We start from the raw sequence: 23,632 nt of genomic DNA, 5'->3' as shown, positions 1-23,632 counted from the left end.
GCTTGTTAAGTATTCAGACCGGGCAAAATGATTGACCCGTTTGAAACTAAGAAAAAATATTAAAATAAAAGATTTAGAAATAAAGAATAAAACATTTTTTATGTCAAATAAAAATAAAACAAGTAGATTTAATAAAATAACCATCGGTTTAGCTTCACCGGAGTCTATCTTACAGGACTCAAGAGGGGAGGTTTTAAAACCGGAAACTATTAACTACAGAACTCACAAGCCTGAAAGAGACGGGCTATTCTGTGAGAAAATCTTTGGTCCTGTAAAGGATTACGAATGTGCTTGTGGTAAATATAAGAGAATTCGTTATAAAGGTATCGTTTGCGACCGTTGTGGGGTAGAAGTTACTGAGAAAAAAGTAAGAAGAGAAAGAATCGGTCACATTGGATTGGTTGTTCCTATTGCTCACATCTGGTACTTCCGTTCGTTACCAAATAAAATAGGATACCTTTTAGGAATTCCTTCTAAGAAATTAGATATGATCATCTACTACGAAAGATATGTAGTGATCCAGCAAGGTATTGCTAAGAAATTAGACGGTTCCGATTTTGAAAATATGGAGTTCCTTACAGAAGAAGAGTACCTTGATATCATGGAAACCCTTCCTGTAGAAAACCAGTATCTTGATGATTCCGATCCAAACAAATTCATCGCCAGAATGGGTGCTGAAGCTGTAGAAGATCTGTTAAAAAGAATCGATCTTGATGCATTATCTTTCGACTTGAGACATAAAGCTCACAACGAAGGTTCTAAACAAAGAAGAACAGAAGCTCTTAAGAGACTGAACGTTGTAGAAGCATTGAGAGGTGCTAATACAAGAATGATCAACAGACCGGAGTGGATGATCATGCGTGTACTTCCTGTGATCCCACCAGAACTAAGACCATTGGTTCCATTGGATGGAGGACGTTTCGCGACTTCTGACTTAAATGACCTTTATAGAAGAGTTATCATCAGAAATAACCGTTTAAAGAGATTATTGGAGATTAAAGCTCCTGAAGTAATCTTAAGAAACGAGAAGCGTATGCTTCAGGAATCAGTAGATTCTTTATTCGATAACACAAGAAAATCTTCTGCTGTAAAATCTGAATCAAACAGACCATTGAAATCACTTTCTGATTCATTGAAAGGTAAGCAAGGTCGTTTCCGTCAGAACTTACTAGGGAAAAGGGTAGATTACTCTGCGCGTTCCGTAATTGTTGTAGGTCCAAACCTACAGCTTCACGAATGTGGTATTCCTAAAGATATGGCAGCTGAACTTTACAAACCGTTCATCATTAGAAAACTAATCGAAAGAGGTATTGTAAAAACAGTAAAATCTGCAAAGAGAATTATCGATAGAAAAGAGCCGGTAGTGTACGATATCCTTGAAAACGTGATGAAAGGTCACCCTGTTCTGTTGAACAGAGCACCTACCCTTCACAGACTGGGTATCCAGGCTTTCCAACCTAAGATGATCGAAGGTAAGGCAATCCAGCTACACCCGTTAGTAACTACAGCATTCAACGCCGATTTCGATGGTGACCAGATGGCGGTACACTTACCGTTAGGACCAGAGGCGATCCTTGAAGCTCAGTTATTGATGTTAGGTTCTCAAAACATTTTGAACCCTGCCAACGGTTCTCCGATTACGGTACCATCTCAGGACATGGTTCTTGGTCTTTATTTCATGACTAAAGAATTAAGCTCTACCGAGACAATGAAAGTAAAAGGAGAAGGTCTTGCATTCTATTCTCCGGAAGAAGCAGAAATCGCTTACGCTGAAGGTAGAGTATCATTAAATGCTAAAGTAAGATGTAGACTACCAGTTAAAGAAAACGGAGAAATCGTAACAAAACTGATCGAAACTTCTGTTGGTAGAATCTTATTCAACCAGATCGTACCTAAGCAGGTAGGATATATCAATGAACTTCTTACCAAGAAATCATTGAGAAACGTTATCGGTAAGATCCTTGCTGATACTGATTTCCCTACTACTGTGAAGTTCCTTGATGCAATGAAAGACCTGGGGTATTCAAACGCATTCAAAGGAGGTCTTTCTTTCTCACTTGGGGATATTGTAGTTCCTGTTGAGAAAAAGCAGATGATCGCAAGTTCAATTGAAACTGTAGACGAAATTAGAGCCAACTATAACATGGGTCTTATTACCGATACAGAACGTTATAACCAGGTAATCGACGTTTGGACAAATACCAACGCAGGATTAACTGAAATGATCATGAGCAGAATGAAAACTGACCAAGGTGGTTTCAACTCTGTATACATGATGCTTGACTCTGGAGCGAGGGGTTCTAAAGAACAGATCCGTCAGTTATCAGGGATGAGAGGTTTGATGGCAAAACCGCAAAAAGCCGGTTCTACCGGAGCGGAGATCATCGAAAACCCGATCCTTGCCAACTTTAAAGAAGGTCTTTCGATTCTAGAATACTTTATCTCTACCCACGGTGCACGTAAAGGTCTTGCGGATACCGCTCTTAAGACTGCCGATGCAGGTTACTTAACGAGAAGATTGGTAGACGTTGCACAGGACGTTATCGTTACAGAAGACGACTGTGGAACTTTAAGAGGTACAGAAGTTACTGCACTTAAGAAAAATGATGAGATCGTTGAAAGAATCTCTGAAAGAATCTTAGGTAGAGTATCTCTTCACAATATCTATGACCCTGAAACTGACGAGCTGATTGCTCATGCAGATCAGGTGATCATCGAAGAATTAGCGAAGAAAATTGAAGAAGCAGGTTTAGAAGCGGTGGAAGTACGTTCTCCGTTAACTTGTGAAGCTAAGAAAGGTATCTGTGCGAAATGTTACGGTAGAAACCTGGCAACAGGTAAAGTAATCCATATGGGTGAAGCGGTAGGTGTAATTGCAGCACAATCAATTGGGGAACCTGGTACTCAGCTTACGTTGAGAACCTTCCACCAAGGGGGTACTGCAGGAAACGTATCAGAAAACCCATCCATCGTTGCAAGAAGAGATGGTATCGTTGAAATGGATGAAGTAAGAACAATTACTTCGGAAGATGAAAACGGTAATACTGCTGAAGTTGTAGTGTCTCGTTCAACAGAATTCAGATTAGTTGCTGATAATGAGTTCAGAACTCCATTAATGGTAGCTAACGTACCTTATGGATCTATATTATCTGTAAAACCAGGTGATAAAGTGAAAAAAGGTGATACAATCTGTAGATGGGATCCGTATAACGCCGTAATTATTGCTGAAACTTCAGGTAAGGTAGAATACGAGGATATCATCCAGGGTATTTCATTCCAACTTGAAATTGACGAACAAACAGGATTCGAAGAGAAAGTAATCTCTGAATCTAGAAATAAGAAAGCCGTACCTACCCTGAAGGTGGTAGACTCTAAAGGAGTTGAGCAAAAAGCTTACAACTTACCGGTAGGAGCCCACTTAATGGTAAACGATGGTGAGAAAATTAAGGCTGGTAAAGTCTTGATCAAGATCCCGAGAAAATCTGCAAAAGCAGGGGATATCACCGGAGGTCTTCCGAGAGTTACCGAATTATTCGAAGCAAGAAACCCTTCAAACCCAGCGGTTGTTACTGAAATCGATGGGGTAGTTTCTTACGGAAAAATTAAGAGAGGTAACCGTGAACTTATTGTTGAGGCTAAAACAGGTGAAAGAAAAATTTACTTAGTAAAACTTTCCAACCAGATCTTGGTTCAGGAAAATGACTTCGTAAGAGCAGGTTCTCCGCTTTCTGACGGTTCTATTACACCGGAAGATATCTTAAGAATTAAAGGTCCAACAGCCGTTCAGGAATACTTAGTAAATGAAATTCAGGAAGTTTACCGTCTGCAAGGGGTAAAAATCGACGATAAGCACTTCGAAATCATCGTAAGACAGATGATGACTAAAGTTTCTATCGTGGACGGAGGTGATACTCAATTCCTTGAAGGTGCTCTTGAACATAAATATGACTTCCTTGAAGAAAACAACAGAGTATTCGGTCTTAAAGTAGTAGTAGATGCTGGTGATTCCAAAGAATTCAGACCAGGTCAGATGATTACTGCAAGAGAATTAAGAGACGAAAACTCTAAGTTGAGACGTGAAGATCAGGCTTTAGTTGAAGTAAGAGACGCTTTACCTGCTACAGCAACACCTGTATTGCAAGGTATTACAAGAGCAGCTCTTCAGACGAAGTCATTCATGTCTGCAGCATCGTTCCAGGAAACAACTAAAGTTCTTAACGAAGCAGCAGTGGCTGGTAAAGTTGACTCTCTTGGTGGTCTTAAAGAAAACGTAATTGTAGGTCACAGAATTCCTGCAGGTACAGGTCTTAAAGAGTACCAGAATGTTATCGTAGGTTCTAAGAAAGAATTCGAAGACCTTAACTAAAATTAATGATTTGAAATTTGGGATGTGAAATTATTTTTATATTTTCACAATCTCAAATTTCGAATTTTAAAAACATAATTTATAACAATGGACAACAATCAAAATCCACAAGACGGGAACATCAACATCGAATTAAACGAAATGGTAGCTGCTGGTATCTATGCTAACCTTGCTTTAGTAAACCACTCTCCATCTGAGTTTGTAGTAGACTTTATTCAGTTGATGCCAGGTGTTCAGCAGGCTAAAGTAAGATCAAGAGTTATTCTTGCTCCACTTCACGCAAAAAGAGTATTAAGCGCTCTTCAGCAGAACATCGCTAATTACGAGCAGCAGTTCGGAGAAATTAAAGAAGTTGAGCCTTTCGTATTAGGTGGAAACAACGTACAAGCGTAAGATTTCTTTTACAATACAATAGAATGCCCCGGTTTTTACCGGGGCATTTTTTATTCAGATTTTCCATTTCAATTGTAATGACCTTTTTAAAATATTTATTTTTATATTTTTTTAATAATTAGTCATTTTTTTTTGTATTTAAGATACTTGTATTAAATATTTTTAATTAAATTAAAAAATATGATAGAGATATATCAATTTTATATCTTTGTTTTTAGAAAAAGTAGAAAATAGAAAATATGTTGAATAATAAATTTGTTGTCAATAAATTTGGCTTTTTAGGTCCTGACTTCTTACCAGAACTGGAGAAACATGCCGTGATGATTGATATAAAGGCAAAGACAGAAATTATAAGAGAAGGACAAAAAAATAAGTATGTACCCTTTCTCACCAAAGGCTCTATTAAAGTTTTTACCCTGAATGACGGACGGGAACTCGTATACTATTTCATTAAAACCAATGACAGCTGTCTGATGACCTTCTCCTCCATATTTACAGACTATATAAGCAGGGTATATGCTATTGCTGAAGAAGATTCCGAAGCCTTACTGATTCCCGTTTCCGTAATGCATGACTGGTTGATCAGGTTCCCTGAAATCAATAAACTATTCTACAGGGAATACGACAGACGTTTTTCGGAAGTAATGAATATGGTGAATGATGCTGTTTTCCACAGATTGGATAAAAGAGTCCTGAATTATATTAAACAACAGATAATAACTACAGGAAACAATCCCATTAAGATTACCCATCGCGAAATTGCCAACAGCCTCGGGACTTCCAGAGAAGTGGTAAGCAGAGTTTTGAAAAAAATTGAAAATGAAGGAGAAATTTTTCAAACTAAAGAAGGCTTAAAACTGCCTGTAAATGAAAATGTTAGATTGATCTAATTTATATTGTTTTAAAAGTTTTTCTTTTACGATTGATAAAAACGATTCCCTTGGTGACTTTTATCACATATTTTTGAATTGATAACTTGATAAGTTTGTTATATCATAATTTAAATTTAATTCAAATTGTATATGACAAGAGCTTTCTTATTTTTGTCAGTATTTTTATCAGGTTTTACCTTTGCACAGGAAGATCTGCTGAAAGATATTGATACCATTAGCACCACTACCGATACTTCTCAACCCGCCTTTAAAGCATTACAGATCGTTACCGGACAATCTACGAAACTAGCCGCAAAAAAGAATGGTATATCGTAGTAGCACACCGTTTCGGTGACATAAGTACAGGGTTTAAAAATTTCTTCGGGTTGGATAATGCCTCTACAAAATTAGGCGTTATCTATGGTATCAGCGATGCCGTATCCGTAAGTTTATCCCGGGAAACCAATATGAAAACTTTTGAAGGGGCTGTAAAATACAGGCTGATAAAGCAAAATGAAAACTTCCCTGTGGATATTGTCGGATACAACGTAATAGGTACCAATACAGAACTCGACAAGGATACCTATCCCCATCTTACATTCAGTGACAGACTTTCTTATCTTACACAGGCTTTGATTTCCCGAAGATTTAATGATAAGCTTTCAGTACAGCTCACGCCGTCATATATTCACAAAAATCTTTACAATCAGAATATTGAAGACAAAAATCAATTTCTGGCAGGACTTGGCGGACGTTATAAAATATCAAAAAGAGTTTCTGTTAATGCAGAATATTTTGTGAATTTCGATAATCACAGTTTCTATAAAAACCCACTATCATTAGGATTGGATATAGAGACCGGGGGACATGTTTTCCAGCTTTTATTTACCAATTCCCAGATCAATTCAGACATTGGATATCTGACCAATGCATCCGGCAACTGGGGAAAGGGACATATTTTCTTTGGGTTTAATCTTTACAGAGTTTTTTAATATGAAAAAGTTAGTATACCTATTGATTATATCGTCAACAATGACCATAGTCGCTTGCGAAAGCAGAACCTATGAAGAGATTTCAGACAATACTCCTATAACAGTCCCGGTCAATTATACAGCCGATGTAAAACCGATTATGGATAACAGCTGTATGGGGTGTCATGGTGCAGGTGCTTTTAAACCTTTTGCCACTTACGACCAGGTGAAAAATAATATAGACGGCATCCTTGACCGCATCCAAAGACCGAACGGAGATCCGCTGAAAATGCCCAAAGGAGGCTCGCTATCTGCCACACAAATCAATATTTTCATCAAATGGAAAGCGGATGGATTAACTGAAAATTAAAAATATTTGATATGAAAAAATTAATATTAATCAGCGTTTCACTGCTTTTTGCCAGCTACGCTTCAGCTCAAAAATACAGTTCTAAAACCGGTAAAGTGACATTTGAAGCTTCCGTACCTTTATTTGATGATATTCATGCACAGGATGATAATAATCTCGTAGTATTTAATGCGGATAACGGAGAGATGGCAAGTGTTTCCGTGGTTAAAAACTTTCATTTTAAAACCAAGCTGATGGAAGAACATTTTAATGAAAGTTATGCTGAAACAGCGAAATATCCGAAAACCACGTTCAAAGGTAAAATAGCCGGCTTTGACAAAACAAAACTTACCGCCACCCCACAGAAATATACCGTCCAGGGAACTCTTAATTTTCATGGGGTTGACAAAGCGGTTACTTCCCCGGCAACTCTATATTTGAAAGACAATAAAATATATATGCAGGGAGGTTTTACTGCCAAGCCGGCAGATTATAAAGTCACAATCCCCAAAATGGTGACCAAAAAGATCGCTGAAACGGTCAACGTTGAATATAATTATGTCATGGTAAAACAATGAAAAATTTAATCTTATTCTTAGCCTTACTCCTGGGCTCATTTTTGTTTTCTCAGGAAAAAGCAAAATCAATATTTGATATTGCCAGAAGCGGAACTGTAGCAGAAGTAAAAGAAGTCATGAAACAGGATCCGGAGATCATCAATAAACTTAACGAAAATGGATTCTCACCCCTCATTTTGGCTTGTTACAGAGGAAATACGGAAGTTGCGAAGTTTCTGATCGATCATGTAAAAGATGTGAATTACAAAAGTAAAGAAGGAACAGCATTGGCCGGCCTTTCCGTAAAATACAATAAAGAGCTGGTAGAATCTTTACTGAAAAAGAATGCTGACCCGAATATTCCCGATGAAACAGGATACACTCCTTTATTCTGGGCCGTAAAGTTCGGAAATAAAGAACTGGTACAACTACTGCTAGACTACAATGCTGATAAATCTAAAAAAGATTCAATGGGAATGACCCCTTTTGAATATGCATTGCAGACCAATAACAAAGAAATCATTAACCTCTTAAAAAATTGATATGAAAAAAACTTTACTAACATTCAGTATAGCCTTTGCCAACCTGGCGTGGGCTCAGTTTTCATCAGGTACGGTAAATTTACCTGTCACTTCGATGACCGTAAAATTAGATACAACTCCGACCGCAGTAACGATGACTGTAACAGGTGACAGCAATTCTATGTTGGGACTCGGATTTGGAAGTACAGGCATGGCTGCCGGTGCAGACGGATTTATTTATAATTCATCTGCCAATAGAGATTATTCTTTCAGCGGAGTTCCTAACACACCGACAGCTGATACATCGCAAGACTGGACTGAAACCTCCAATACTGTATCAGGGTCTACACGAACTATTGTAGCTACAAGATCATTGTCAGGAGGGGCAGGCGATTTTGCCATTCCAAATGCTCCCGGAACGATTAATATTTTTTATTCCCGCAAAGGCAGTGGAACTGCATTGGGATATCATGATGCAGGAAGAGGGTATGCGACGTTAACAATGACCGCAAGTACTTTATCTACCAATGAAATTGCCGCGGCAAATAAAAAAACAGGACTATATCCGAATCCAGCCAGGCAGACTGTATATTTTAAAAATTATGATAAGATAAAAACTGTCGACATCTATGAAGCGTCCGGAAGAAAGTTGAAATCTGCAGACTTAAGTAATGCAGGCATCAATGTCGAAGATCTTCAGCCAGGAAATTATTATTTTGAAATTAAGCTTAAAGATGGAAGTACATCGTATGAAAAGCTGATCAAGGAATAGCCATAAACATCTGTAAAAATAGTAATCGATACCTCTGATTTTTCAGAGGTATTTGATTTTTATTATCTATAAATTGATAGGTTATTAGTGGAAATTTTACAGAATTAATAATTATTTATTGAAAATTATATTTTTTCTCTCAATTTTTATTTTATATTTACGACATCAAAAAACAAACAAAAACTAATAATCAACGATGAAAACAACTACCACGTTTAAACTTGGGCAGATCCTGCTATTTGCATTCGGAGCTTTACTCCTTTCTTTTCAACACTCCTGTAAAGATGATTTTATTGAAAGCCAGAACGACAAGGCTGAAGCAAAAAGCCTTAATAATGCTTATGCCCGCTCTTTTTCCGGAGATTCAATCGTTTTGGAAAATCCTTATTCCTTAGAGTCTATGAAGATAGCTCTGGAAAAAGTAAGAGAACAGAATCCAAATGAAATTGGAGGATTTGAAGTACACCCATCACACCTTTATCTTAAATTCACCCCTCAGAATGAAGACGAAGTAGGCCTGTTGAAACAGGATTCTACCACTCATTATTTTGATTACAGATTAGATGCTGAATATAGAGAAGGATTTCTTGAAAACAGAGCTCCCGATGCAGATTCTATCCCTGTATATTACACTGCAGTTCCTGTAGGAAAACCACTTCCTGCAGTGCGACATGAAGTAATCAGCGAACTATATATTCCTGAGCAGGATCCTTATTTTGCCGATATCGAAGATATAGAACGTTATGAAGTAAACGGGAAAGTAGCAAATAAAACTGACTTGTTTCATAATCTGCTGTACACTGCTTATGAGCTTACCGGAAATGAAAATGATCTGCTGGTCGACGGTTCTACCCCGCAAGCCAAGTGGATCTTTGGAAAAAAATGGTATCCAAGCGGTAGAATTATGGTGAAAGATGATATTTTAGATGTGGTACCGGTAACCGGAGCTCAGGTATTGATGCGACAATGGTTTACCGTTGCCCAGGGAATTACAGACGGAAACGGGAACTTTTCAACGTCATCTGTACGCGGAAAGGCAAAATACGTCATCCAATGGGAAAGATACAATTATAGTGTAAGAAACGGATCTATTTTCCAGGCTGAAATGAAAGGGCCCAATGTTAAACAACAAGCGTGGTATCCTGTCATTGACGGAGGTGAAGATGAGTATCATGCTCTGATACATCAGGCGGCACACGACTTTTATTACGGAAATAGATTTGGATTAACTTCTCCACCGCAGAATAACCATATTTACAATTTTGGAAGACAGAGCCAGATAAAAATTGCTGCTCGTAAAACAGCGCCTTGGGGAGTGCCATCTTCTTATTCTCATATAAGGAGTGAGCTCACATTTGGTCTTTCGGCTCAGGTGCATATTAAGGCATATGGAAGATTATCTGATATGGTGTACGGAACAACGATTCATGAACTAAGCCACGCGTTGCATTCCATTATAGACAGATCAGCTTATAATGACATCTGTCAGGATGCATTTCTGTCTTTTAATTCAGCAGTTAAAAACAGAAACCGCAGATTGCTGGAAAGCTGGCCGACTACAGTGGAAACTTTGATGACTTTAGAGCGATATAAAAAAATCAGAGGCTATGCAGTGTACAGATCCACAGGATCTAATAATTTCCAGAACCGGACCATCAGTGCTGAAAACCATTACACCTCAGGTGGGTATGATATGATCGACGGGCAGAACCAAAGCATAATGTATGGCGTGGGATATCCTGTAGACAGGGTTACCGGATATACAGCTCCACAGCTGGAGCAGGCACTTAAAGGATCCAGAAACTGGTACCAGTGGAGAGATAAAATAAAAAACAGCTATTCTAATCCTACCAAAATATATCTGGACGAACTCTTTAGTAACTGGCCGGATTAAAATAAAAATATAATACTTTAAATTAATACCTCTGATTTTTCAGAGGTATTTTCGTTTTATCTGTAGTTTAAAAAATTGAATCACTTATCCATAAGGGTTTTGGACGAATTTTTATATATTTGTGTACAAACGGATACCTATGAAAGTGACTTTTGAACAATACAATCCTTCCTGGAAAGATCAGTTTGCATCGATTAAAACTGAATTAGAAAAAAGTATAGGTTTTTTACATCCGCAAATCGAACATATAGGAAGTACATCCGTAGAAGGTTTATCTGCCAAACCGGTAATAGATATCATGATTGGAGTGAAAAATGAACAGGAACTCGATCAGATTCCCCCGCTGTTACAAGGTCTGGACTATGTATACTATGAAAAGTATAATGAAGATATGCCTTACCGTCGCTTCTTTATTAAACTTATAGACCGACCTCATAAACTTGGTTTCCCCGAAATTATTCGTACGGATGACGAGATTCCGGATAAGTTGCACAATCACAAACTTCGCATTGCCCATATTCATGCAATACCTGTTTCTTCAGAACATTGGCTTCGGCATATCGCATTCCGGGACTATTTACGTGCTCATCCTGAAGTAAAGAAGGAATATCAACAATTGAAAGAACATCTGAGTCAAAAAGAATGGCATGACGGGAATGATTATAATGACGGAAAAGATCCGTTTATTAAAAGGGAAGAACGTAAAGCTGTTCAATGGTATTTAGCACATCAGAAATAAAAAAATAACCATGAGAAATGATTTAAAAGAAATCGCTGCCCAATTTGCGAAATCCCGTGTACTCAATGATTTTATAGAATATGGAGGAGTAGCTGCTGCAATTGAAACGGTAGCCGGAAATATATATACAGGAATCAGTATTGATACAGCCTGTTCTATGGGGTTTTGTGCCGAGCATAGTGCTGTTGCGGAAATGTTGAAAAATGGCGAAAGGTATATTAAGGCGGCCGTGGCAGTAGGAAGTGATGGAAATGCCGTACCGCCATGCGGACGTTGTCGCGAATTGATGAGCCAGTTATCTAAGGAAAATCTCAATGCAATTATAGAAGTGAAAAACGGCGTATTTGTCACTTTAAAAGAACTCATGCCTTTTGACTGGAAAGAAGATCTTGACAGAGAATGGTAATTTTTTAATCTTATTATGTAAATAAATATCTATGGAATTCAATACTTTAAGCCATACTGCTATAGACGAACTTTTAGAAGTTTTCAATTATTCTTTCTCTGATTATGTTGTTCCTTTTCACTTAACAAAAGAGGTGCTGATCTCGAAAATTGCAGCCGAAAAATTAGATATGAGCCTGTCAGTCGGAGCATTTGAAAACGGAAAACTGGTAAGCTTTATTCTTCAGTCTGAAAAATTGGAAAATGGTAAAAAGATTATTTATAACGGCGGAACGGGAGTAATACCAGAAAGCAGAGGGAAGGGACTGGTGAGAAAAATGTACGATTTTATTATACCGGTCTTAAAAGAAAGAAATGCCGATACACTACTGCTGGAGGTTATTGAAGGAAATAAAAATGCAATAAGAGCATATGAAAATCTTGGATTTAACATTGTTCGCAGGTTGCTTTGTTTTAATGGAAATATCCAACAAAGAAATGATACGGCTGAGGTCTCTGTTCAGGATATGAAAGAATTTCCCTGGAAGTTGATGCAGTCTTTCTGGGATATTGAACCTTCATGGCAAGGATCTGTTTTCGTCTTAGAACCAATGCCTGAAAACTACGTAACTTTAGGTGCTTACCACGGGGATACCTTAGTTGGCTATATCATTTATGGTCCAGCATCAAAAAAAGTATATCAGTTTGCAGTAGATAAAAACTATAGAAATCAGGGAATCGGTACTGCGCTTTTTAATGCGATCAGAGAGAGAAATAACGGACAGACTATAGCATTGAATAACGTAGATGATTCCTCAGAAAATACAAGTGTATTTCTTAGCCAAAAAATGGGGCTTACCAATTGGCTGTCACAATTTGAAATGAAAAAAATATTTAGAAAATTATTATTTGATTAAAAGAAATAACAGGTTTTTAATATTCTTTTAACCTTATAAACTTTTCAGGCAGCAATAGAGAATGTAACTTTGCCGAAATTTTTAAACAATGAAGCGAGGATTACATTTTTTACTGCTGTTGCTTTCCTTTACGGTTTTTGCCCAGCAACCTGTTATTGATACGGCCCAGGTAGTTGTTCCGGGAAGGCATAACAGTTTAGAAGCTCAGTCGAAGCCCTACGTGATCATGATCTCCACCGACGGTTTTCGATATGATTATGCTAAAAAGTACAATGCTGAGCATCTGTTGAAACTATCCGGCAACGGAGTGCAGGCAAAAGCGATGATTCCGAGCTACCCGAGTATCACATTTCCTAATCACTGGAGCCTGATTACAGGGCTTTATCCTTCTCATCATGGTTTGATAGATAATTTTTTCTATGACTACAAGAAAAACGAAGCCTATGCCATGAGTAATAAAAAGAATGCTGAAGACGGAAGCTGGTATGGTGGAATTCCGCTATGGGGATTGGCAGAAAAACAGGGGATGGTCTCCGCTTCTTTAATGTGGGTAGGTTCTGCCAGTGATGCGGGAGGAATAAGGCCGTCTTATTACTATCCGTACCATGAAAAATTTACCCCATCTGAAAAAGTAGAAAAAGTAGTTAACTGGCTGAAACTTCCCGAAGACAAAAGGCCGCACTTTATTTCATTGTATTTCCCTGAAGTAGATGGGAGCGGACATCATTTTGGCCCTGATAGCAAGGAAACGGAAACTGCCGTTCATCTGATTGATAACGCTATCGGAGATTTGGTTCAGAAAGTAAGTGACCTGGGATTGAAAAATGTCAATTTTGTTTTTGTTTCCGATCATGGAATGATAAAAGTAGATGGCGGCGCGCCTTTAGAAATTCCTGCTCTTCTTTTAGATAAAAACAGATTCGATTTTTATAATTCTCAGACTTTATTGAGAGTATTTGTCAAAAATCCTGATGAGGTAAAATCTGTTTATAAAGAACTAAAAGCTCATAAAACAGATGATTATGAAGTGTATCTGGATAAGAGACTTCCGAAATATCTTCATTTTGCAACCAGAGATGACCAATACAACAGAATAGGACAGATTCTTTTACTTCCTAAAGCTCCCAAGATATTTTTAGAAAAAGGAAAAAAGTCTTCTGTAGGGAAACATGGATATAATCCGAGAGTCGTTCCTGAAATGAAAGCTACATTCTATGCTTGGGGACCTGAATTCAAGAATCATATAGCGATTGACGAGTTTAACAATATTAATGTTTATCCTATGGTAGCTGAGGTTTTGGGATTAAAAATTGATCAGCCTATCGACGGAAAGCAAAAGGTTTTACAGGGAATTCTTAAGGAAAAATAATCACAGTTGAAGCTAAAGCTAAAATTGATATTCAAAACGGATTTCGGCGCACCTTTGGTGCGCCGAAATCCGTTTAAAAGATAAAGAATCTTGAGATTTGTTGAAAAAATACCACTGTTAAACGATCATCTGCCTCCAGCTTCCTTACTTATGCCTTAAAACTTCGAAGAAAACTCTTTCGCAAACTCTTCAAGTGTTACACTTCCCGCAACAGGTGAGCCGTGGTCAATAAAATCCTTTTGTACCACCCCGGTTCTCATTCCTCTTCCCATTTCTACATACAGTTCCGCCATATCCTGTGGAAGTCCCGCCTGTAGCATACCGTTCAGGGCCTCCTCATCAGAGAATTCAACCCATGGCAGCTCGGGTTTGTTAACAGCAGCACCCAATACTTTAGCAAAATCTGCAGCATTACGAATATCGCTTACAATGTATTTTATATTCTTTCCACTTTCATTTGCAACCAGCTCCTCTGCTGCTGCTTTGGCAATATCATGAGGGTGTACTAACGGAATGCTGGAACCTTCAGGGTAGTTGCCCCCAATGATTCCTGCATTCTGAATTAAAGGAATATCATTGAAGAAATTATTATAAAAATAACCTGCCCTCAGGAATGTAAATGAAGTGTTCTCAACATCCTTATAAAGATTTTCAATAGCGTGAAGTCCTTTAATAGGTCCGTTTTCTACGGGAGAGCCTGCTCCGACACTGCTAAGCATGACAGCTCTTTTTACTCCTGTCTTTTTTAATGCCTCAGCATAATTCTTCCCTGCATTAATGGTATTCTGAACAATATTCGTTGCACTGATTGCCGGAGGGGTCATTACAAAAACGGCATCCGCTCCTTCAAAAGTTTTGGTTAAAAAGTCTGCATCCGTAATAGATCCGATAGCTGCAGTTGCCCCCAATGATTCAATATCCTGTTTTTTGGCTTCATTACTGCTGATTACAGTAATTTGGTGTCCGTTTGCTGCTAATTGTTCAGTTAGTGGTTTAGCAACATTTCCTAACGATCCTGTGATTACAATTTTCATATGTCAATTTTTTATTGATTTTTACTGTCATATGAAGTCGCTATGCATTGATTATTTTGTACACATTGATCAAGTGACTGCGATTTCATAATAAATATTTTTTTCTTTCCGAAGACAAAGTTATATTTGCACTTACTTTTATGCAAGTACTTACCCTAAAGTATGTAGAATTATGACAGCAATTAAAGAAAGCTCAACCATTCAGGAGAACAGGAAGGGAGTACAGGACTGTCCTGTAATGTATGTGATGGAGAGAATTGGTGGTTTCTGGAAACCTATTATTCTGTTCAACCTAGCCACCGGTGAAAAAAGATACAGCGAATTGAAAAGAGCAATTCCTGCAGTCACAGAGAAAATGCTGATTCAGCACTTAAAACAGCTGGAAGCAGACGGCCTGATCATCAGAACGGCGAAACCTGTAGTCCCTCCACATGTAACCTATAGGCTGAGTGAAGCAGGACAGGAACTTGGAACGGTGATTGAAGCCATGGCCGAATGGGCATTTCAGGATATGGAAAGGAATGATATACAGTGCAAAAATACCTATACTGTATAGCTTGCTGTTCGATACAACATCGATAGTAATAGGCTCAAACCTTCCAAAGCAAAAAAAAGCAGGTCCTCAAAGAACCTGCTTACCTTATTAAAAAGAGAAGAATTATAGTGACTTCATATCAATCACAAAACGGTATTTTACATCGCTTTTCAGCATTCTTTCATAAGCCTCATTAATTTCCTGCATTTTGATCATTTCAATCTCCGAAACGATATTATGCTCACCGCAGAAATCCAAGAGCTCCTGAGTTTCAGCAATACCGCCGATAACAGATCCTGCAACTGATTTTCTGCCCATAATCATAGGAACGGTATTAAGAATAGGTTCCAGACCTCCAAGATATCCCACAAGCACATGAGTTCCGTTGATAGTAAGAGTAGCTACGTACGGATTTACATCATGAACGTAAGGAACGGTGTCGATGATCACATCAAATTTCCCTTTCACTGATTTCATTTGATCTTCATCTGTAGAAATGATTACATGATCAGCTCCTAATTGTTTAGCATCCTCGGTTTTTCCCGGAGTTCTTGAAAATAAAGTTACTTCAGCTCCAAGTCCTTTAGCCAGCTTAATAGCCATATGCCCTAATCCTCCTAGCCCTACAACGGCAACTTTGGAGTTGGGGCCTACGTTCCAATGTCTTAAAGGAGACCACGTAGTGATTCCGGCACAAAGAACAGGAGCCACAGCTGCAGGGTCAAGGTTTTCAGGAACCTTTAAAACATGATGGGAATCTACCACTACTTTTTGAGAGTATCCACCGAAAGTATGCCCTCCCGAATGCTTATCATGTCCGTTATAAGTTCCCGTAAATCCGTTCAGACAATATTGCTCAAGATCGTGCTGACAGCTTTCGCAGTGTCCGCAGGAGTCTACAATACATCCTACACCTGCAAGGTCCCCAACTTTAAATTTAGAAACCTCGCTGCCTATTTTTGTGATTCTTCCGATAATTTCATGTCCCGGAACTGCAGGATAGATTGTTCCGCCCCAGTCGTTTCTTGCCGTATGAAGGTCAGAGTGACATACCCCACAGTATAGAATATCAATTTCTACATCTTTGGATGTTACCTCTCTTCTTTCAATATTCATTTCTTTCAGGTCTGCAGTGGTGTTTTCTGCACCATAAGCTTTTACTGTAAATGTGGTCATTGTTGTATTTGATTTTAAGTTAATACGTTGAAAAAGTTTCTATAACGGTACAAAATTCGATACTTTCGGATAAACCTTGCTTATACAGATTACCGAATTACTTACCAATTTTACAGACATCCTGTGAGTTCATCAGGAAATTGGTAATTTTGAATAATAAAAATATACTTCATGGAAAATCAGGAGGTTGAAATCTATAACAGCGTCTCGGAATATAATAAAATGGCCAATCATGAAACATTGCATCCAATGGTCAGTATCATTGATTTTTCCAAATCAGATCCCATTTGTCAGCACAGAAGAACATTCGGTTTTTACACTGTTTTCCTGAAAGATGTAATGTGTGGAGATATGTTGTACGGAAAACATAGCTACGATTACCAGGAAGGAACATTGGTATTTATTGCTCCCGGACAAACCTATGGAATTTATAACCGGGGGAAATATATTCAGCCGGCCGGTTTTGCTTTGATCTTTCATCCGGATTTGCTGAAAGGAACCAATCTTGGTAAAAATATAAAGGAATATAATTTCTTTTCCTATGATGTTCATGAAGCCCTGCATCTTTCAGAAAAAGAAAGAGAAATTATCCTGGAATGTTTTAAAAATATAAAGCATGAACTCGAACAATCCATTGATAAACACAGCAAGTCATTAATTGTTAATAATATAGAACTGTTTTTAAACTACTGTATGCGTTTCTATGACCGCCAGTTTATCACCAGAGATCATATTAACCAGGGACTTATCGGAAAATTTGAAAATCTGGTCGATGAGTATCTGAAATCTGAAAACCCTAAAAATATCGGCTTTCCCATGGTGAATTACTTCGCCGAAAAACTGAACCTTTCTGCGAATTATTTTGGAGACCTGATTAAAAAAGAATTGGGAATTTCCCCGCAGGAATTTATTCACAATAAACTGATCGACGTGGCTAAGGAACAAATTGTAGCGCACGGAAAATCCATCAGTGAAATTTCTTATGAGTTAGGCTTCAAATATCCACAACACTTTACAAGGTTATTTAAAACCAAAGTAGGTCTCTCTCCGAGTGAATACAAAACCCTGAACTAAAATGCATAGGACAATGGTGATGAACGGATATTTATGTTTAAATTATTTTCTGTTGTCAAAAAACAAAGGTAATTTTAAGGGTAAGAATTTTTAACATTTTTAAAAATGACACCCAATCACCGAGGAAGCTATGTCTTTAAAACACGTTTCGGGAACATTCCGGCCATAAAAGAAAACGGAATTATTAAGGCTAAAAGCATTCGCTATGCCCATTCTGAAAGATTTCAGAGACCGGTTCCGGCAGATTCCTTTTCAGAATTTGTTTTTCCTGATAAAATTCCTGTGTGCCCGCAGGCATTAAGCCCTCTTGTTGAAAAAATGATTGCCCCCACACCGGTTGAAAGTTTTGAACCAGACGAAGCTACTCAGTATCTTTCGGTATATCGCCCTGAGAATAACATTGAAAACAGTAAATTTCCTGTTGTTGTCTGGATTCACGGAGGTTCTCATGAAATAGGCTGTGGAGATCTGCCTACCGCTGATCCTACAGAATGGGTAAGGGAGCAAGAGATCATTGTCGTCACAGTTTCATACCGACTGGGGCTTTTTGGCTTTTTAGGAGGTAGCGATCAAAGACCTCCGAATCTTGGACTGTTGGATATCATTGAAGCTCTGAAATGGATAAAAAAATATATCAGTGATTTTGGTGGTGATCCGGATAATATTACTCTTTTAGGACAGTCTTCCGGCGGAGATGCTATTGCTCACCTCATGATTTCTGATGATGTAGATCATTTGTTTCAGCGGGTAATCATCCAAAGCGCACCACTGGGTCTGCGCCATAACAGGAAAAAGATGGCGGCTGAATTTCTGCAGAAAACAGAAATCCTGAAAGGTGAAACAAATGTCTATACAATGATGGAAGATTATAAAAAATACGTGCCTTCCGTCATGAAGTATGGTTTGAAAGCAGCGATGCCTTTTGGCCCTCAATATGGATATTATCCGCTATGTTCAGAAGAAGAAGCTCTGGATAAATGGAGGTCTGATGCTAAAAAATATGATGTTTTGATTGGGCTCAATAATAATGAAACGGCTTTTTACCTTAAAACCTCCGAAGCTTTGAATAAATATTTCGGGAAAGGCTGGGGATTAAAGATTATGGATAAAACAGTGGAAACCACTACAGAATTTATTTACGGAACACCGGCCAGAAAATTTGCAGAAAACCATAAACAGGGCGGAGGTAATGTATACTTGTTCAGAATTCATTCACGTTTAAAAGAAAACCATATCGGGGCCCCTCATTGTATCGATCTTCCTTTGATTTTTGGTAATGAGCATGCCTGGAAAGATTCAGAAATGCTCAAGGATATTCCATGGAAAAATATTCATGAGAACGGCCGGAAATTAAGAGCGCTGTGGGCAGAATTTGCAAGAACGGGTACTATTTCTGATAAGTCTGAAAGACCTGACATTCTCCAGCTTCAGAAACTTTAATCTCATCTTATTAATAGACGAAATCCTGTCATTGTTATATTTCATGTAGTTATAAGTGCTTTTTTTTGTATATTTAATAGTATTTAAATTCAAAATATAATAATTATGAAAAAAACAAATCTCAAAAACGCGAAGAAAATCGAACGACAGGAACTTAAACACTTAACAGGAGGGATCATTATCAGGGATAATATATGTTGCTTTTCTGACGAAAGCAATTTTTGCTGTGAATGGGCTCCGGATCCGTGGAGCTGCCGGGGTATCAGATGTTAATGGAAATAATAAAAACAATAAAGCGTACATCATTTTGTACGCTTTTGTTATTTTAAATCGTGTTTGCATTATTCTATTCAGGAATCCAGACACTTACATTTCCGGCTGGTACAGGAAAATCTCCCCATCCGTTTTCATCAATGGTAACTGTTTCTTTATATCTTTTCAAAAGGTCTCTGAATTGTTTCCCGGCATATGATTTTCCCATTTCCATAGGTTTGTTATAGGCATCTTTATTGCTTAAAACCACAGCACATCCGGCGTGTTCTTCGTCGCCTTCACGCACCCATCCAAGACAATTGACATCCTCAAAGTAGTCACGCTGCTCCCCATATGCATAGTCTTTTCGTGCAGTAAGCAGCTCTTCAATGCCATCTACTTTAGGCATAAAAATCTCCTGATCGTGGCCTCCTGAATCTTTATCTATATAATGAGCACCGTACAGATCCGGATAAAAAACACATGGATAGCCGTCTTTTCTTAATAAAATTAAAGCATAAGCCAGAGGTTTAAACCATGAGTCAACAGGAGCTTCCAAATCCTGAAGAGGCTGTGTATCATGGTTGGCAACAATACTTACCGAATGAAGAGGATCTGCCTGGGTAAGCGTTTCATCAAAAATTCTTCGCAGATCATAGCTGCTTCCTTCCTTAGATGCATTATGGAAATTGTTTTGTAAGGAGCTGTCGAATAGACTCATACATCCTTCCGTGACTTCAATGTATTTTTGCAGAAGATGAAGGTAACCCGGAGCCCAATATTCACCGACGGCAAATATATTTTTTTCTGAATTGGAACGAAGAAGGGTAAGCCATTCTTTATAAAAGTCAAAAGATATATGCTTCAGGGCGTCAAGCCTTACTCCGTCAAAGTCGGTCTGATCAAAATACCATTTCGCCCATTTGTTGAGTTCTTCCCTTACAAAAGGATTTCGGTGCTCAATGTCGTTATACATCAGGTAATCGTAATTGCCTTTCTCATCATGGATCATTTCTTCCCAGTCGTCTCCGTATTCAGACAGGATCTTATAAATGTGAGATTCCATCCCTTCAGCATAATCTACTCCGCTGAAGCAGGTAAAATTCCATTCGAAATCTGAGTATTTTTTTCCTCTCCCCCGGAAAAGTAAATTTGGTGTAAGATTCAATTTCGATAACATCGGAAATAATTTTTTCCCGGTTCTCTTCATCCACTTTTACCACCTTGAACTTTTCAAGCTCATCACCACCGGCTTTATGCCCCAATACAATATCTACAATGACTTTGATATTTTGTTTTTTTAGTGCCTTGATCGCTTTTATGTAATCATTTTTGGTACCATATTTTGTGGCGATGGTTCCTTTCTGGTCAAATTCTCCGAGGTCATACAGATCATAGGCATCATATCCTGTGGAAAAGCCACCATTTGTCCCTTTATAGGCGGGAGGAAACCATACGGAAGTAATTCCCAGTTTTGCTAAATATTGGGCTTGTTTTTCGGCTTCCTTCCATAGCTTTCCATCCCCTTCGGAATACCAGTGGAAGAATTGAATCATTGTCGGGTTCATATATTTTGAAGATTTGGTGGATACAAGGTAGTGAAAAAATATAACCTATTCACTCTCGAATTCTTCAAACGGGATTTTTAGTTGAACAGATACCCGTTTTTTTTCTTCCGTGTTAAGGTGGGAGAGAGACAGTCCCAGAAGGCGGACCGCTTTATCGTAGGGGCGAAGTTCCCAAAGCTTTTTCCCTGTATTTAAGTATTGCTCAGGCGAAGTAAAATATTCGTCTCTCGTAATACTTCTTGTGAAAAGAGAGAAATCTTTATACTTAATTTTTAAGGTTAATGTTCTTCCCAGGATATTATTTTTCTGCAGCCTTTGATGAAGTTCATTTCCCAGGCTTTCCAATTTTTCATTAATTTGTTGTTCATCAAAAAGATCTTCAAAAAAGTTCTCTCCACTGCAACGCTTTTCTGGATCCGATGAGGCTTCACTTCAGAAGTATGAATCCCACGCACGACGTTATAATAATGCTTTCCGGATTTACCAAAAATCCTTACCAGATCTTCCAGGGATCTTTTCTTTAAATCTTTTCCTTTATAAATCCCTAAACTGAACATTTTGTTAGCAGTAACCTTTCCTACACCATAAAATTTTTCAACAGGCAATTCTTCAAGAAAACCTTCTACTTTATCCGGATGAATGGTTTTCTGCCCATTAGGTTTATTGATGTCTGAAGCGACCTTGGCAAGGAATTTATTCACAGAAATCCCTGCAGAAGCTGTTAAGCCGGTTTCTTCAAATATTTTCTGACGAATTTCTCTGGCAATGGCATTGGCAGACTCCATTCCTTTTTTATTCTCCGTAACATCCAGATACGCCTCGTCCAGTGATAAAGGTTCTACAAGATCAGTATATTCATAGAAAATCTCTCTGATCTTTTTTGATATTTCCTTATACCGGGCAAAACGGGGAGGAACGAAAATAAGATGCGGACATTTTTCTTTGGCAGTCTTACTGGGCATGGCAGATCGCACACCGTATTTTCTGGCTTCATAACTGGCTGCTGCAACCACGCCACGATGCTCACCACCTACAGCAATGGGCTGCCCCTTAAGGCTGGGATTATCATGCTGCTCCACGGAGGCATAGAATGCGTCCATATCTACATGTATAATTTTACGAAGCGGCAAAGAAAAATCCATATCACAAAGATATGGATTCCTGTATTGACGGTAAATTTTTATAGTATGTTATAAAAATTAATAACTGTTTCCTGAAAATTAGTTAAAAAATAACGGATTATACCTTCGCAGCAATTACTTCGATCTTTCGTCTCCGTGCTTTCAGCTTTTTACTGCTTCAGTCTCATCGTGAGAAGATGAGGTTCAAAACCTGCCTTTTCATAGGCTTTTACAGCAGATTCATTTTCAGCATACACATCCAGCCGTACTTCCGGAATATCTCTGGACTTTGCCCAACTGATCAGTTCGTCGGTGATGACTTTATTAATGCCTTTTCCTCTGTATTCAGGCTTTACATACATAAACCCCAGATAAGCATATTGCTCAAAAGTATAATAATATTTTTCGGCTTTTTTAATCAGGGCATACCCCGAGCCAATAATTTCATTGTTCTCTTCTGCTACAATCAGTGTCGCATCAGGAGACTTTATAAAATGGTTCAAATCATAGTAATGGATTTCTCCATCAATAAGGGTAATGTTAAAAGGTCGTTCTGCTGAAACTATTCCCTGCTCAAATTCTAATAAAATTTCCAAATCCTGCTCTGTGGCTTCTCTTATGATCATGGTGTTGAATGGTTGAATATGGTGTGAAAGATATCGTTTTAGCACATGTCCTATTATGGGCTAAAAGCTACATCTCAATTATTTTAATAGACGGTCGATGGTCTGTTGAATTTCCGGATCTTCAGGAGAAATGGCATAATATTTTGCTATGGCTGATTTCTGGTCAATTACCATATATCTTGGTATCCAGTTAAGATCCACATAATTGTTGAAATCATTTTTCCATCCTGACGCAAACCAATAGTTATCCTTATCCTTCATATTGAATCTTGTCAGGCTTTTATCAAAACCTTCTTTTGATCTCTCCAATGAAAGGAATACAAAATCTACATTTGGATTGTTTTTTTCTAATTCCTCAGCTTTTGGGAGGGCCTGAAGACAGTCTCTGCACCATCCTGCCCAAAAGTCGATCACCATTACTTTGCCTTTATGCTGATCCAGGATCTGTTGGATAGTAATTGCTTTTCCATCTTCATCTTCCAGTTTTTGTTTCAAAGCTTCTTTTGAAAAGCCTTTTTTAAGAACGGTGGGTACCTTTTGTGAATAACTTAATCCAAAGATACCTATCATAAAAATTAATAAGAACTTTCTCATTTTGTACAATTTCATTTATACAAAGCTAAACAATGAATTGCAATTGATGCCACGGAAAATTGATCGATTGAAAAATTCTATGAATACTTGTTTTGCCAATAATATCTC

The 23,632-nt window shown here is 38.1% G+C and carries 19 protein-coding genes and 3 pseudogenes; 16 read left to right on the top strand and 6 right to left on the bottom strand.

Features of this window, described 5'->3' with window-relative positions:
* Positions 1-100: 100 nt before the first annotated feature.
* From rpoC to H3Z85_04635, 13 genes and pseudogenes are all read left to right on the top strand, one after another.
* Positions 101-4,366, top strand: a complete 4,266-nt coding sequence (gene rpoC, locus H3Z85_04695) for a DNA-directed RNA polymerase subunit beta' (protein QPQ52735.1) — start codon at positions 101-103, stop codon at positions 4,364-4,366.
* Between the two features lie 87 nt (positions 4,367-4,453).
* Positions 4,454-4,759: a DUF3467 domain-containing protein gene (locus H3Z85_04690; GenBank protein QPQ52734.1), complete on the top strand. Its 306-nt coding sequence runs from the start codon at positions 4,454-4,456 to the stop codon at positions 4,757-4,759.
* Between the two features lie 239 nt (positions 4,760-4,998).
* A complete protein-coding gene (locus H3Z85_04685) occupies positions 4,999-5,649 on the top strand; it encodes a Crp/Fnr family transcriptional regulator (GenBank protein ID QPQ52733.1) in 651 nt (216 codons plus the stop codon).
* 132 nt (positions 5,650-5,781) lie between these two features.
* Positions 5,782-6,623: pseudogene (locus H3Z85_04680) on the top strand (hypothetical protein).
* The gene (locus tag H3Z85_04675) at positions 6,595-6,972 is read left to right on the top strand and encodes a hypothetical protein (protein ID QPQ52732.1); all 378 of its coding nucleotides are present in this window, start codon (positions 6,595-6,597) and stop codon (positions 6,970-6,972) included. The pseudogene H3Z85_04680 and the gene H3Z85_04675 overlap by 29 nt, the downstream one beginning before the upstream one ends.
* Positions 6,973-6,983: 11 nt before the next feature.
* Positions 6,984-7,529: a YceI family protein gene (locus H3Z85_04670; GenBank protein ID QPQ52731.1), complete on the top strand. Its 546-nt coding sequence runs from the start codon at positions 6,984-6,986 to the stop codon at positions 7,527-7,529.
* Positions 7,526-8,050, top strand: a complete 525-nt coding sequence (locus H3Z85_04665) for an ankyrin repeat domain-containing protein (GenBank protein QPQ52730.1) — start codon at positions 7,526-7,528, stop codon at positions 8,048-8,050. Before H3Z85_04670 ends, H3Z85_04665 begins: the two co-directional genes overlap by 4 nt.
* 1 nt (position 8,051) lies before the next feature.
* Positions 8,052-8,801, top strand: coding sequence for a T9SS type A sorting domain-containing protein (locus H3Z85_04660; protein ID QPQ52729.1), 750 nt, complete (start codon positions 8,052-8,054; stop codon positions 8,799-8,801).
* A 196-nt stretch (positions 8,802-8,997) separates the two neighbouring features.
* Positions 8,998-10,695 (top strand): hypothetical protein, encoded by a 1,698-nt coding sequence (locus H3Z85_04655; protein QPQ52728.1) that lies wholly within the window; start codon positions 8,998-9,000, stop codon positions 10,693-10,695.
* A 139-nt stretch (positions 10,696-10,834) separates the two neighbouring features.
* Positions 10,835-11,434 (top strand): GrpB family protein, encoded by a 600-nt coding sequence (locus H3Z85_04650; protein ID QPQ52727.1) that lies wholly within the window; start codon positions 10,835-10,837, stop codon positions 11,432-11,434.
* A gap of 10 nt (positions 11,435-11,444) precedes the next feature.
* Complete coding sequence (locus tag H3Z85_04645) at positions 11,445-11,840, top strand: cytidine deaminase (protein QPQ52726.1); 396 nt, start codon at positions 11,445-11,447, stop codon at positions 11,838-11,840.
* A gap of 31 nt (positions 11,841-11,871) precedes the next feature.
* The gene (locus tag H3Z85_04640) at positions 11,872-12,735 is read left to right on the top strand and encodes a GNAT family N-acetyltransferase (GenBank protein ID QPQ52725.1); all 864 of its coding nucleotides are present in this window, start codon (positions 11,872-11,874) and stop codon (positions 12,733-12,735) included.
* An 88-nt stretch (positions 12,736-12,823) separates the two neighbouring features.
* Entirely contained in the window at positions 12,824-14,104 is a 1,281-nt protein-coding gene (locus H3Z85_04635; protein ID QPQ52724.1) for an alkaline phosphatase family protein, read from the top strand.
* Positions 14,105-14,259: 155 nt separating this feature from the next.
* Here the strand turns inward: H3Z85_04635 and H3Z85_04630 are convergent, their stop codons facing one another.
* Positions 14,260-15,138, bottom strand: coding sequence for an NAD(P)H-binding protein (locus tag H3Z85_04630; GenBank protein QPQ52723.1), 879 nt, complete (start codon positions 15,136-15,138; stop codon positions 14,260-14,262).
* Between the two features lie 172 nt (positions 15,139-15,310).
* On the opposite strand from H3Z85_04630, the gene H3Z85_04625 reads away from it, so the two are divergent.
* Entirely contained in the window at positions 15,311-15,694 is a 384-nt protein-coding gene (locus tag H3Z85_04625) for a helix-turn-helix transcriptional regulator (protein QPQ52722.1), read from the top strand.
* A 102-nt stretch (positions 15,695-15,796) separates the two neighbouring features.
* On the opposite strand, the gene H3Z85_04620 is transcribed toward H3Z85_04625, so the two are convergent.
* Positions 15,797-16,849, bottom strand: a complete 1,053-nt coding sequence (locus H3Z85_04620; protein ID QPQ52721.1) for an NAD(P)-dependent alcohol dehydrogenase — start codon at positions 16,847-16,849, stop codon at positions 15,797-15,799.
* A gap of 171 nt (positions 16,850-17,020) precedes the next feature.
* Here H3Z85_04620 and H3Z85_04615 point away from each other — a divergent pair, with 171 nt between their 5' ends.
* Complete coding sequence (locus tag H3Z85_04615; protein ID QPQ52720.1) at positions 17,021-17,923, top strand: helix-turn-helix domain-containing protein; 903 nt, start codon at positions 17,021-17,023, stop codon at positions 17,921-17,923.
* Positions 17,924-18,028: 105 nt separating this feature from the next.
* A complete protein-coding gene (locus H3Z85_04610) occupies positions 18,029-19,363 on the top strand; it encodes a carboxylesterase/lipase family protein (protein QPQ52719.1) in 1,335 nt (444 codons plus the stop codon).
* Positions 19,364-19,709: 346 nt separating this feature from the next.
* On the opposite strand, the pseudogene H3Z85_04605 reads toward H3Z85_04610, so the two are convergent.
* From H3Z85_04605 to H3Z85_04590, 4 genes and pseudogenes are all read right to left on the bottom strand, one after another.
* Positions 19,710-21,183 (bottom strand): annotated as a pseudogene (locus H3Z85_04605) (alpha-amylase).
* A 45-nt stretch (positions 21,184-21,228) separates the two neighbouring features.
* Positions 21,229-22,325: pseudogene (gene dinB / locus H3Z85_04600) on the bottom strand (DNA polymerase IV).
* Between the two features lie 149 nt (positions 22,326-22,474).
* Entirely contained in the window at positions 22,475-22,930 is a 456-nt protein-coding gene (locus tag H3Z85_04595; GenBank protein QPQ52718.1) for a GNAT family N-acetyltransferase, read from the bottom strand.
* Positions 22,931-23,008: 78 nt separating this feature from the next.
* Positions 23,009-23,524: a redoxin family protein gene (locus tag H3Z85_04590; GenBank protein QPQ52717.1), complete on the bottom strand. Its 516-nt coding sequence runs from the start codon at positions 23,522-23,524 to the stop codon at positions 23,009-23,011.
* Between the last annotated feature and the right edge of the window lie 108 nt (positions 23,525-23,632).

Source organism: Chryseobacterium indologenes, assembly GCA_016025055.1.
Lineage (GTDB): Bacteria > Bacteroidota > Bacteroidia > Flavobacteriales > Weeksellaceae > Chryseobacterium > Chryseobacterium indologenes.
Note: the sequence above shows the minus strand (reverse complement) of the source record. Positions and strands in the feature narration are given on the sequence as shown.